A 12,681-nucleotide genomic window follows, 5' to 3' on the forward strand; every position below is an offset into this window, starting at 1 on the left:
CGACCAGGCACGAGGTCAATCAATAAATTGGCATTGACAATGTGCACGCTGTTGAGTTCTCAAGGACCAGACGCACTCCCCGCTCGACCCACAAAAGGTTCCGCCAGAGAGGCATTCGTCTTGTACAACATCCTGGGCGCACAACCAGAGGTCGTGGTTCCGAGGAGTTGGTTGCCTGAGCGGGACCCCGTCCGGACTGCATCTCCAGGTGTTCAACCCGGTGATCGTCTCGGCCGTTCCGTTCTCCGCCTCAGCGGCAACGAGTGATTACTTTACGCAGAGGTGAACGGCAGCGCCAAGCCGGGCCACATCCCGGGCGTGTCGCCATCTGCGCCGCGGCTGGGCACTGCACCGATAACGACGAACGGCCCGCTCCCCATCTGGGGGAACGGGCCGTTCGGCAGCGCTGTCAGTGCCGGGCGATGACAGGGTTCTTGAGCGAACCGATGCCGGAGATGGTGACCTCGACGATCTCGCCGTCGCGGATCTGTCCGACACCGGCCGGGGTCCCGGTCAGGATGACGTCACCGGGCAGCAGGGTCCAGATCGAGGACACGAACTCGACGAGCGACGGGATGTCGTGCACCATCTCGTTCGTCGAGGCCGCCTGCCGGAGGTCACCGTCGACGCGGGTCTCGATGCGGATGTCCGACGGGTCGATCTCGGTCTCGATCACGGGGCCGAGCGGGCAGAAGGTGTCGAACCCCTTCGCCCGGGTCCACTGCCCGTCGCGCGCCTGCAGGTCACGGGCGGTCACGTCGTTGGCGATCGTGTAGCCGAGGATGACGCTCGCGAAGTCCTCACGCCGGACGTTCTTCGCGAGCGAGCCGATCACGATGGCGAGTTCGCCCTCGTGGTCGACGCGTCCGATGTCGGCGGGGAGGCGGATGGGTTCGTCCGGACCGATCACCGAGGTGTTCGGCTTGAGGAACACCACCGGGTCGTCGCCGGCGCGCTCGTCCATCTCCGAGGCGTGCTCCGAGTAGTTGAGCCCCACGCCGATGACCTTCGAGCGCGGGATGACGGGGGCGAGGAGCTTGGCGTCGGCGAGTGCCACGCGCTCCCCCGTGGTCTCGAACCCCTGGTACATCGGGTCTCCCGCGAGCACCACCAGAGCGCGCTCGTCGAGGATGCCGTACCGGGGGTCTTCACCCTTGCTGCTGAACCGTGCGATCTTCACCGTTCGACCCTACCCACGCCCGCCGGTCGATCAGGACGCGTCGGTCAGCTTGGTCATCCAACCGTGCGGGTCGGGACGACGGCCGTACTGGATGTCGGTGAGCTCGTCGCGCAGGGACATCGTGAGCTCGCCCGCCCCGACGGTCGGCGAACCGATCGTGAAGCCGTCGCCCCGGAGTTCGGCGATAGGGGTCACCACGGCGGCAGTGCCGCACGCGAAGGCCTCGGTGATCGAGCCGTCGGCGACACCGTCACGCCACTCGTCGAGGGTCACCCGGCGCTTCTCGACGGTCAGGCCGCGGTCCTCAGCCAGCTGCAGGATCGAGTCACGCGTGATCCCTTCGAGGATCGAGTCGGAGTCGGGCGTGACGAGGGTGCCTTCGGACTTGACCAGGACGACGTTCATGCCGCCGAGCTCTTCGAGGTATTTGCCCTCCACCGAGTCGAGGAACATCACCTGCTGGCAGCCGTGCTCGTAGGCCTCTTGCTGGGGCAGCAGCGACGAGGCGTAGTTGCCGCCGGTCTTCGCCGCACCGGTCCCGCCCTTGCCGGCACGGGCGTACTGCGTCGACAGCCAGATCGACACCGGCTTCGGGCCCGAGGTGAAGTACGCACCGGCCGGGCTCGCGATGCAGTGGTACGCGACGGCCTGTGCCGCCCGGACACCGAGGAACGACTCCGTCGCGATCATGAACGGCCGCAGGTACAGGCTGGTCTCGGGCGCCGAGGGCACCCAGTCGACGTCGGTCTGCACCAACTGCCGGATCGACTCGACGAACGCCTCGACCGGGAGCTCCGGCAGAGCGAGCCGTCGCGCGGACCGCTGGAATCGCCGGGCGTTGGCGTCCGGTCGGAACGACCAGACCGAACCGTCCGCGTGCCGGTAGGCCTTGAGCCCTTCGAAGATCTCCTGGGCGTAATGCAGGACACTCGCGCTCGGGTCGAGGGACAGCGGCCCGTACGGGTGGATCGACGCGCTGTGCCAGCCGTCGTCGAGCGTCCACTCGACCGTCGCCATGTGGTCGGTGAAGTGCTTGCCGAAGCCCGGGTCGGCGAGGATCTGCTCGCGCTCGGCGGCCGCGCGACGGTCGGCGGACGGGGTGCTGGCGAACTCGAGTCCGAAGGCGGTGTCGGTGCTCATGGGGAGGACTCCTTCTCAGGCGGTGGTGGTGCGTGCCGTGGCCGCGGCGGCGATCGCGTCGCCGATCTCGGCCGTGCGACGCGGCGTGGTGCCCCGGTCGGCGAGGTCGGACTCCACCGCAGCCGTCACCGCGGCCGCCAGGTCACCGCGACCGATGTGGTCGAGCAACAGGGCGACGGAACGGATCGCGGCGGTGGGGTCGGCCAGCTGCTGACCTGCGATGTCCGGCGCGGAACCGTGGACCGGTTCGAACATGCTGGGGAAGGTGCCGTCCGGGTTGATGTTGCCCGAGGCCGCCAGACCGATGCCGCCGCTGATCGCGCCGGCCAGGTCGGTGATGATGTCGCCGAACAGGTTGTCGGTGACGATGACGTCGAACCGTGCGGGGTCGCGCACCATGTGGATGGTGACCGCGTCCACGTGCTGGTAGTCGACCGTGACGTCCGGGTACTCGGCGCCGACGGCCGCGACGGTGCGCTGCCAGAGGGCTCCGGCGTGCACCAGGACGTTGCTCTTGTGCACGAGGGTCAGGTGGCGACGCGGGCGTCGGTCAGCCAGCGCGAAGGCGTACCGCACGACCCGCTCGACACCGAAGGCGGTGTTCAACGAGACCTCGGTCGCGATCTCGTGCGGGGTACCGGTCCGGATGGCACCGCCGTTGCCGACGTAGGGCCCCTCGGTCCCTTCGCGCACGACCACGAAGTCGACCTCGCCGGGGTCGGCGAGCGGCGTCGGGACGGCCGGGTGCACCGTCGTCGGCCGGAGGTTCACGTAGTGGTCGAACGCGAAGCGGAGCTTGAGGAGCAGCCCGCGCTCGATGATGCCCCCGGCGAGCCGCGGATCACGCGGGTCACCGCCGACCGCTCCGAGCAGGATCGCGTCGTGCTGCGCGATCGCTGCCATGTCGTCGTCGGTCAGGATGTCGCCGGTCTCCAGGTACCGTGCGGCGCCGAGGGAGAACGGGGTCTCCTGCACCACGAGGTCATCCGGCAGGACCGCGTTCAGGACCTTCAGGGCCTCGTCGACGACCTCGGGGCCGATGCCGTCACCACGGATGACCGCGAGTCGGATCGTCTGCGCGCTGCTCATGTCCGCCACTCCCCTAGAGCGTGATGTCGATCTCGCGGAGCGAGGACGCGTCGATCGCCGAGCGGACGTGCTCGAGGATCTCGGCCGGCACGGGCGAGTCGACCGTCAGGACGCTCAGCGCCTGGCCACCGGCGGCTTCGCGCGAGATCTGCATCGCGGCGATGTTGATGCCGGCCTGGCCGAACTCCTTGCCGTAGACCGCGACGATGCCCGGTCGGTCGGTGTACTCCATGACGACGTGGTGCCGGTCGAGCGGCACCTCGACGTCGTGCCCGTTGATCTCGACGAGCTTCTCGACCTGCTTCGGGCCGGTGAGCGTGCCGGACACGCTGATCGCCGGGCCGTCGGACTGGGCACCGCGGATCGTCAGCACGTTGCGGTACTCGGGGCTGTCGGTCTCGGTGATGAGGCGGACGGTGACCCCGCGCTGCTCGGCGATGAGCGGGGCGTTGACGTACGAGACCTGGTCGCTCACGACGTCGGTGAAGACGCCCTTGAGCGCCGCGAGCTTCAGCACGCTGACGTCGTACTCGGCGAGCTCGCCGTGCACCTCGACGTCGATGCTCGTGACCGGCGAGGTCGCCAGGGCGGTGAAGACCTGGCCGAGCTTCTCGACGAGCGGGATGCCGGGGCGCACGTACGGGTCGATGACCCCGCCGGCCACGTTCACCGCGTCGGGCACGAGCTCGCCGCCGAGGGCGAGACGGACCGACTTGGCGACCGAGACGCCTGCTTTCTCCTGCGCTTCGTCGGTGGAGGCACCGAGGTGCGGCGTCACGACGACGTTCGGGAGTGCCAGGAGCGGCGAGTCCTTCGGGGGCTCGGCGACGAAGACGTCGAGGCCGGCGCCGGCGATGGTGTTCGCCGTGAGTGCACGGTGCAGGGCGTCCTCGTCGATCAGGCCGCCGCGGGCCACGTTCACGACGAACGCGGTCGGCTTCATCAGGGCGAACTGGGCGTCCGAGATCATGCCGAGGGTCTCCGGCGTCCTCGGCATGTGGATCGTGGTGAAGTCCGCTCGGCGCAGCAGGTCGTCGAGGGAGACGAGCTCGACCCCGAGCTGCTGCGCACGTGCCGTGGTGACGTACGGGTCGTACGCGATGACCGTCACGCCGAAGGCCTGCAGCCGCTGGGTGATGAGCGCGCCGATGCGGCCGAGGCCGATGATGCCGACGGTCTTCTCGTAGAGCTCCACACCGGTGTACGACGAGCGCTTCCACGCACCGGCGGCCAGCGAGGCGTGGGCGGCCGGGATGTGCCGCGCGAGCGACAGGATGTGCCCGACCGTGAGCTCCGCCGCCGAGATGATGTTCGAGGTCGGGGCGTTCACCACCATCACGCCGGCGGTCGTCGCGGCCTTGATGTCGACGTTGTCGAGGCCGACGCCGGCACGGGCGACGACCTTCAGGCTCGGTGCCGCGGCGATCGCCTCGGCGTCGATCTTGGTGGCGGACCGCACGAGGACGGCGTGCGCGTCGGACAGCGCCGCCAGGAGCGCCGGACGGTCGGTGCCGTCCACGTTCCGGATCTCGAAGTCGGGCCCGAGGGCGTCGACCGTTGCGGGCGAGAGTTCTTCGGCGATCAGGACGACCGGCTTCGACACAGCAGCTGTTTCCTCACTCGAGACGGTTGGTATCCCACCATGCTATCGACGCGGGCCGGTGGTTACGACCGCGGGAGCGGTCCTGTGGAGAACCACACGACGGCCGGGAGGCGCGGGGCGGGGCCGCACCGTGCCTCCTGGCCGTGGGCGGGTCACGTCAGAAGTCCAGCAGCGTCGGGACGAACAGCTGGAGGTCGAGCCAGAGGGCGCCGGCACCCGCGAACGCGACCACGAACACCGCGATCGTGACGGGCAGGCTCGCGCGCCGGGTGATGACGATCGCCGCGACGAACGCGACCGGCGCGATGAGGATGTCGAGCACGAGCCACAGCCACGGGGTGCTGGTCTGCAGCGAGTCGCCACCCGAGGTCGTCTGGAGGAACGCGTTGAAGGCGTCCACCCGCTGGTTGATCTGCGTCAGGTTGCCGACGGCCTGCACCGTCATGTAGGCGAACAGCGCCGCGAACACGACCCAGACCACGATCTTCGCGACCACGGGGGCACTGTTCCGGCGGGTCGTCGCCGGCACTGCCCCGGTCACCCGAAGCTCCGCGTCAGGAGGAACGGCCAGGGGAAGAGCACGACGGCGCCGAGGAGCATCCAGAGCAGGCGGGTCCGGGTGCGGCTGCTGCGCGCTGCCCAGAGCACCACCGTGAACCAGAGTGCCGGCGCGAGGATCGCGAGGAAGCGGAGCACCTCGACGAAGAGCGTGAGGACGGTGTCGACGCCGGAGACGTACGCGGTCGACGCGGTGAGGAGCCAGGCCACCGTGTAGAGCAGGTAGAGGCCACCGAAGACGCCGAACCCGACGAGGGCGCCGGAGGTCTCGGGTGCTTCGGGGTCACGGTCTCCGCGGTCGCGCACCGCCACCGGGTTGTGCGCCGCGTCGACGTGGGTGGCGTCGTCCGCGTCACCCCAGCTGAGGGCTGCGTCGTCGGTGTCGACGGCGTTCGGCACGTCCGGGTCGATCGACCCGTCTGGTGGGGATGCTGCCGTGGTCATGCCCCGATTCTACGAGGGACACGACACCGGGGAGACCAGCGGCGGCCGGGAGGCCGACGTCAGACGTCGGCCGGCTGCGTCGCGAGGACCTCGGCGACCACGTCGCGGACGGCTGGGAAGAGCGGGTGGCTCTCCATCAGGCCCGTGAGGATCTCGGTGAGCGCGTGCGCGGTCGCCCCGGAGCGCAGGAGTGCGTGCAGCTCGATCGACTCCGGGTCGTTCTCGTCGTCGAACGCGAGCGCCGCGCGGACCGCACCGAGCAGGTGTTCGACGGGCAGGCCGCGCTCGGCGAGCTGCGACGCCGGGCCGACGAAGCGTTCACGACGGCCGAGCTTGCGGAGCGGGTTGCGGCCGACGCGTGCCGTGGAGTCCGGCAGGTGCGGGTTCGCGATACGGGAGAGGTTTGCGGCGACGTAGCGCGCGTGGTCCTCGGGGTCGAAGCCGTGCTTCGCGATCAGCAGTGCGGTGGTCTCGGCGAGCACCCCGTCGACCTCGGCGCGGACGGCGTCGTCCTCGAGTGCTTCGCGGATGAGCCGGATGCCCCGCACGTAGCCGTGGTAGGCGGCGGTGGCGTGCGCCGTGTTGACCGTGTAGAGCTTGCGCTCGACGAACGGCTGCAGGTCGTCGACCCAGGTGACGCCCTCGATCGTCGGCGGTTCGGCGTCGGAGCCGAGGAACGGGGTGCGCTCGATGACCCACTCGTAGAACGGTTCGAGCACGACGTCGAGGCCGCCGGACTGCCCGAGCACACCGGACTGGTCCGGGACGATGCGGTCGATCGCGCAGTTCGCGAAGACGGCGGCGATGTCGCGGTCTTCGAGGATGGGGGCGCGGCGGATGCTGGCGTGCAGGGAGTCGGTCGCGTTGAACGCGTTCTCGCAGGCCACGATCGTGACGTCACCGCGCTCGAGCGGACGTGCCGCGAGCCCTTCGGCGATGAGCGGCGCGACGAGCGGGAGCGTGCGTGCGCCCACGGCGGTGGTCACCACGTCGGCCTCGGCGATGGCCTGCACCACACGCTCGCGGTCGGTCTTGCTGCTGAGCGCACGGAACCCGTAGACGAGGTGCTCGACCGGCATCTCGCCGACCTCGTGCACCACGAACCGGCCGGCTTCGTTCAGGGCCGAGACCACGCGTTCGTCGACGTCGACGAAGGTGAGCTCGTAGCCGCTCGCCACGAGGAACTGGCCCACGAACCCACGCCCGATCTTGCCGGCGCCGATGTGGACCGCTCGCTTCGTCACCGCCATCGAACGATCATCCCATGCTGGTCGGGGCGGTCCTGACCGCGGGTGCGCAGCACGGCCGACGGGTGTCGGGAATCGTCCGCGCGCACGGCGGAGGGACGCCGGTCCGCGGCGTCGGGGCTGGAGAAGAGCTGCTGCATAACGTTCGGGTCACATCGCGAGGCGGCGGTGCAGGTGCACCGCCGCCTCGTCATCGAGTGGTTCTCGGAAGACTACCGCGCGGCCGAGCCGTCCACGTAGTCGCCGTCGTTCTGCTTCCATGCGAAGAGCGCGCGGAGCTCACGGCCGGTGGCCTCGATCGGGTGGCCCTCGCCCTTGGCACGGAGCGCCTTGAACTCCGGAGCGCCGGCGTCCTGGTCCTCGATGAAGCGCTTCGCGAAGGCACCGTTCTGGATGTCCGCGAGCACCGCCTTCATGTTCTCCTTGACGTCCGGCGAGATCACGCGCGGGCCGGAGACGTAGTCACCGAACTCGGCGGTGTCGGAGATCGACCAGCGCTGCTTGGTGAGGCCGCCCTCCCAGATGAGGTCGACGATGAGCTTGAGCTCGTGCAGGACCTCGAAGTAGGCGATCTGCGGCTGGTAGCCCGCCTCGACCAGGGTCTCGAAGCCGTACTGGATGAGCTGCGAGGTGCCACCGCAGAGGACGGCCTGCTCGCCGAACAGGTCGGTCTCGGTCTCCTCGGTGAAGGTCGTCTTGATGCCGCCGGAGCGGAGGCCACCGATGGCCTTGGAGTACGACCACGCGAGGTCCCAGGCGGAACCGGACGCGTCGACCTCGACGGCGACGATCACGGGGACGCCACGGCCGGCCTCGTACTCGCGGCGGACGGTGTGCCCCGGGCCCTTCGGCGCGACGAGCGACACGTCGACGCCCTCGGGCGCCTCGATGTAGCCGAAGCGGATGTTGAAGCCGTGGCCGAAGACGAGCGTCGCGCCCGGCTTGAGGTTCGGGCGGATGTCCTCGGCGTAGACGATGCGCTGGACCTGGTCCGGCGCGAGGATGACGACGACGTCGGCCCAGGCGGTGGCGTCGCCCGGGGTGTGGACCTCGAAGCCCGCCTCTTCGGCCTTCTGCCGGCTCTTCGAGCCCTCCTGCAGGCCGATCTTCACCTCGACACCCGAGTCACGGAGGTTGAGGGCGTGGGCGTGGCCCTGCGAGCCGTAGCCGATGACGGCGACCTTCTTGCCCTGGATGAGCGTCAGGTCGGCGTCGGCGTCGTACACGATGTCAGTCACGAGGGTGTGTCTCCTTGGTTCTGTGGTCTGTGCCGGGCACCATCGGCGCCCGGGAAGGGTGTGACGGGCGCTCAGCGCACCCGGTCGGTGATGCTCTTCGGTCCGCGGCCCATGCCGAGGAGGCCCGCGCGGGCGAGCTCCTTGACGCCGTAGGGCTCGAGCACGCGGAGGATCGCCTGGATCTTGCCGGGGTCGCCGGTCACCTCGACGATCAGGGAGTCGGTCGCCACGTCGACGACCTGGGCACGGAACAGGTTCACTGCTTCGAGCACCGCCGAGCGCGTCTGGTTGTCGACGCGCACCTTCACGAGCATGTGCTCGCGCTGGACCGACTGCGAGAAGTCCAGTTCGACGATCTTGATGACGTTCACCAGCTTGTTGAGCTGCTTCGTCACCTGTTCCAGCGGGAGGTCCTCGACGTCGACGACGACCGTGATCCGGCTGAGGCCGTCCACCTCGGTGTTGCCGACGGCGAGCGACTCGATGTTGAACCCGCGCCGGGCGAAGAGTCCGGCGACACGGGTCAGCAGACCGGGCTTGTCCTCCACGAGGAGGGAGAGGACGTGGCTCATGCGGTTTCTCCCGTCATGTCGGCGTCCTCGTCGTCCCAGGTGGGCGCGAGTGCCTGGGCGTACTCGATGGACGAGTTGCTGACGCCCTGCGGGACCATCGGCCAGACCATCGAGTCACGGCTCACGACGAAGTCGATCACCACCGGGCGGTCGTTGGTCGCCAGGGCGAGCTCGATCGCGGCGTCGACCTCGTCGGCCTTCTCGACGCGGATGCCGAGGGCACCGTAGGCGTCGGCCAGCTTCACGAAGTCCGGGACGCGGCGCGAGGCGTGCCCCGTCTCGAGGTCGGTGAAGGAGTGCCGGCCGTCGTAGAACAGCGTCTGCCACTGCCGGACCATGCCGAGCGACGAGTTGTTGATGATCGCGACCTTGATCGGGATGTCGTTGATGACGCAGGTCGCGAGTTCCTGGTTCGTCATCTGGAAGCAGCCGTCGCCGTCGATCGCCCAGACCACGCGGTCCGGCTGTGCGACCTTCGCACCCATCGCCGCGGGGACCGAGTAGCCCATCGTGCCGGCGCCACCGGAGTTGAGCCAGGCGTTGGGCCGCTCGTACTTGATGAACTGCGCGGACCACATCTGGTGCTGGCCGACACCGGAGGCGTAGACGGCCTCGGGACCGGAGAGCTCACCGATGCGCTTGATGATGCCCTGCGGCGCGAGGAGTCCGTCGGTCGGCTCGGCGTACCCGAGCGGGAAGTCGGTCTTGAGCTGGTGGAGCTTTGCCCACCACTCGTCGGTCGACGCGCGGTCATCGACGGCGATGCCGCCCCAGGCGTCGAGCAGGTCGACCAGGACCTCGCGGGCGTCACCGACGATCGGGACGTCGGCGAAGCGGATCTTCGAGATCTCGGCCGGGTCGATGTCGACGTGCACGACCTTGGCGTCCGGGGCGAACTCGTCGGCCTTGCCGGTCACGCGGTCGTCGAAGCGGGCACCGAGGGCGACGATGAGGTCGCTGTCCTGCAGGCCGAGCACCGCGGGCACCGTGCCGTGCATGCCGGGCATGCCGAGGTGCTGCGGGTGCGAGTCCGGGAACGCGCCGCGCGCCATCAGGGTCGTGACGACCGGCGCACCGGTCGCTTCGGCGAAGCGGAGCAGCTCGGCGGTCGCACGGGAGCGGATGACCCCGCCGCCGACGTAGAGCACCGGGCGCTTCGATTCGGACAGCAGCTGCGCGGCCGCGGTGATCTGCTTGCCGTGCGCCTTGGTCACCGGGCGGTAACCGGGCAGGTCGATCTTGGGCGGCCACACGTACGGCGCCGACTTCTGCTGGGCGTCCTTCGTGATGTCCACCAGCACGGGACCGGGCCGACCGGTCGTCGCGATGAGGTGCGCCGCGGCGAGGGTCGCCGGCACGTCGGCCGGGTCGGTCACCAGGAACGAGTGCTTCGTGATGGGCATCGTGATGCCGACGATGTCGGCTTCCTGGAACGCGTCGGTGCCCATCAGCGTCGAGAACACCTGACCGGTGATCGCGATGAACGGCACCGAGTCCATGTAGGCGTCGGCGATGGCCGTGACGAGGTTCGTCGCACCGGGGCCGGACGTCGCGATGGCGACCCCGACCTTGCCGGACGACGAGGCGTAGCCCTCGGCGGCGTGGCCGGCGCCCTGCTCGTGACGGACGAGGATGTGGCGGATCGTGGTCGACGCCATCAGCTCGTCGTAGAACGGGATGATCGCGCCGCCCGGCAGGCCGAAGACGTCGGTGATCCCGAGGTGCTCGAGCGTCCGGAGGACGGCTCCCGAGCCGGTCAGGATCTCCGGCGACCGGCGTGCACCGGCGGCCGCGGACAACGGAGTTGCTTCCGTGGGCATGAGTGGTCCTTGCCTGAGTGGTGGCGGTGGTGCGGGTGTCGGACGCTAGCCCGTGACCGCGCCCTGGGCGGCGGACTTGACGAGCTTGGCGTACTTCGCGAGGACTCCGCGGGTGTAGCGCGGGGGCAGCGGGGCCCAGCCGTCACGGCGGGCCTCCAGCTCGGCCGGGTCGACCAGTAGGTCGAGCGAGCGAGCCGCGATGTCGACACGGATGCGGTCGCCATCACGAACGAAAGCGACTGGACCTGCGTCCACTGCTTCCGGTGCGATGTGGCCGATGCACAGGCCGGTTGTGCCGCCTGAGAATCGACCGTCGGTCAAGAGTAGTACATCCTTGCCGAGGCCCGCGCCCTTGATGGCCGCGGTGATGGCGAGCATCTCGCGCATGCCCGGGCCGCCCTTGGGGCCCTCGTAGCGGATGACGACGACGTCGCCCTTCTCGATCTTGCCCTCGGTCAGGGCGTCCATCGCCGCACGTTCGCGGTCGAACACGCGGGCGGGGCCCTCGAAGACGGAGGCGTCGAAGCCCGCGGTCTTCACCACGGCGCCCTCGGGGGCGAAGGAGCCCTGCAGGACGGTCAGGCCACCGGTCTCGTGGATCGGGTTGTCGAGCGTGCGGAAGACCTCGCCGTCGAGTGCCGGCGGGTCGATCTCGGCCAGGTTCTCGGCGACGGTCTTGCCCGTCACGGTCATGCACTCGCCGTGCAGCAGGCCCGCGTCGAGCAGCGCCTTCATGATCACCGGGATGCCGCCGTTGCGGTCGACGTCGACCATGACGTACTTGCCGAAGGGCTTCATGTCGGCCAGGTGCGGGACCTTGGAACCGATGCGGTTGAAGTCGTCCAGCGACAGCTCGACCTCGGCCTCGTAGGCGATCGCGAGCAGGTGCAGGATGACGTTGGTGGAGCCGCCGAGGGCCATCGCGACGGCGATCGCGTTCTCGAAGGCTTCCTTGGTGAGGATCTGGCGGGCGGTGATGCCGTGCTCGAGCATGTTCACCACGGCCTCGCCGGAGCGGTGCGCGTAGTAGTCGCGGCGACGGTCGGCGCTCGGCGGGGCGGCGGACCCCGGCAGCGACATGCCGAGGGCCTCAGCCACGCTCGCCATCGTGTTGGCGGTGTACATGCCACCGCAGGCACCTTCACCCGGGACGATGGCGCACTCGATCTTCTTGAGCTCTTCCTCGCTCATGGTGCCGGCCTTGCAGGCACCGACGCCCTCGAAGGAGTCGATGATGGTGACCTCCTTCATCGTGCCGTCGGCCTGCTTCACGTAGCCCGGCATGACCGAACCCGCGTAGAGGAACACGCTCGCCAGGTCGAGGCGCGCGGCGGCCATCAGCATGCCGGGCAGCGACTTGTCACAGCCGGCGAGCAGGACGGTGCCGTCGAGGCGCTCGGCGTTGACGACGGTCTCGACGCTGTCCGCGATGACCTCACGCGAGACGAGGGAGAAGTGCATGCCCTCGTGGCCCATCGAGATGCCGTCCGAGACGGAGATGGTGCCGAACTGGAGCGGGTAGCCGCCACCGGAGTGCACGCCCTCCTTCGCACCCTGCGCGAGGCGGTCGAGCGAGAGGTTGCACGGCGTGATCTCGTTCCACGAGGACGCGATGCCGATCTGCGGCTTGCTCCAGTCCTCGTCTCCCATACCGACGGCCCGCAGCATGCCACGCGAGGTGGTTGCTTCGATCCCGTCGGTGACGACCCGGCTGCGCGGCTTGACGTCGATATCAGGCATGGGATGAGTCTAGGACGCTTTGGGATACCAGCCGTGCACCCCCGTGCATT

11 protein-coding genes are annotated in these 12,681 nt (G+C 69.2%); all 11 read right to left on the minus strand.

Annotated elements, in window-relative coordinates; genetic code table 11:
• Positions 1-409: 409 nt before the first annotated feature.
• Positions 410-1,180 (minus strand): fumarylacetoacetate hydrolase family protein, encoded by a 771-nt coding sequence (locus HQQ79_RS11170; protein ID WP_027466538.1) that lies wholly within the window; start codon positions 1,178-1,180, stop codon positions 410-412.
• A 30-nt stretch (positions 1,181-1,210) separates the two neighbouring features.
• On the minus strand, positions 1,211-2,320 hold the full coding sequence (locus HQQ79_RS11175) for a branched-chain amino acid aminotransferase (protein ID WP_173034373.1): 1,110 nt from the start codon (positions 2,318-2,320) through the stop codon (positions 1,211-1,213).
• Positions 2,321-2,335: 15 nt separating this feature from the next.
• Positions 2,336-3,409, minus strand: a complete 1,074-nt coding sequence (locus tag HQQ79_RS11180) for a 3-isopropylmalate dehydrogenase (protein ID WP_173034375.1) — start codon at positions 3,407-3,409, stop codon at positions 2,336-2,338.
• Between the two features lie 13 nt (positions 3,410-3,422).
• Positions 3,423-5,012 (minus strand): phosphoglycerate dehydrogenase, encoded by a 1,590-nt coding sequence (gene serA, locus HQQ79_RS11185; protein ID WP_027466535.1) that lies wholly within the window; start codon positions 5,010-5,012, stop codon positions 3,423-3,425.
• 157 nt (positions 5,013-5,169) lie between these two features.
• Positions 5,170-5,508 carry a hypothetical protein gene (locus HQQ79_RS11190; protein WP_027466534.1) on the minus strand — a complete coding sequence of 113 codons (339 nt, stop codon included), beginning with the start codon at positions 5,506-5,508 and terminating at the stop codon, positions 5,170-5,172.
• Positions 5,509-5,549: 41 nt separating this feature from the next.
• Positions 5,550-6,014 (minus strand): hypothetical protein, encoded by a 465-nt coding sequence (locus tag HQQ79_RS11195; protein ID WP_173034377.1) that lies wholly within the window; start codon positions 6,012-6,014, stop codon positions 5,550-5,552.
• A gap of 59 nt (positions 6,015-6,073) precedes the next feature.
• On the minus strand, positions 6,074-7,264 hold the full coding sequence (locus HQQ79_RS11200; RefSeq protein ID WP_111056057.1) for a mannitol-1-phosphate 5-dehydrogenase: 1,191 nt from the start codon (positions 7,262-7,264) through the stop codon (positions 6,074-6,076).
• A 209-nt stretch (positions 7,265-7,473) separates the two neighbouring features.
• Positions 7,474-8,499: a ketol-acid reductoisomerase gene (ilvC, locus tag HQQ79_RS11205; RefSeq protein ID WP_027466530.1), complete on the minus strand. Its 1,026-nt coding sequence runs from the start codon at positions 8,497-8,499 to the stop codon at positions 7,474-7,476.
• A gap of 71 nt (positions 8,500-8,570) precedes the next feature.
• Positions 8,571-9,071 (minus strand): acetolactate synthase small subunit, encoded by a 501-nt coding sequence (gene ilvN / locus HQQ79_RS11210; protein ID WP_017888842.1) that lies wholly within the window; start codon positions 9,069-9,071, stop codon positions 8,571-8,573.
• Positions 9,068-10,891 (minus strand): acetolactate synthase large subunit, encoded by a 1,824-nt coding sequence (locus tag HQQ79_RS11215; protein WP_173034379.1) that lies wholly within the window; start codon positions 10,889-10,891, stop codon positions 9,068-9,070. The genes ilvN and HQQ79_RS11215 overlap by 4 nt, the downstream gene beginning before the upstream one ends.
• A 45-nt stretch (positions 10,892-10,936) precedes the next feature.
• Positions 10,937-12,631, minus strand: coding sequence for a dihydroxy-acid dehydratase (ilvD, locus tag HQQ79_RS11220; RefSeq protein ID WP_071246395.1), 1,695 nt, complete (start codon positions 12,629-12,631; stop codon positions 10,937-10,939).
• Between the last annotated feature and the right edge of the window lie 50 nt (positions 12,632-12,681).

Origin of the sequence: Curtobacterium sp. VKM Ac-2852 (assembly GCF_013205045.1) — a bacterium.
Lineage (GTDB): Bacteria > Actinomycetota > Actinomycetes > Actinomycetales > Microbacteriaceae > Curtobacterium > Curtobacterium flaccumfaciens.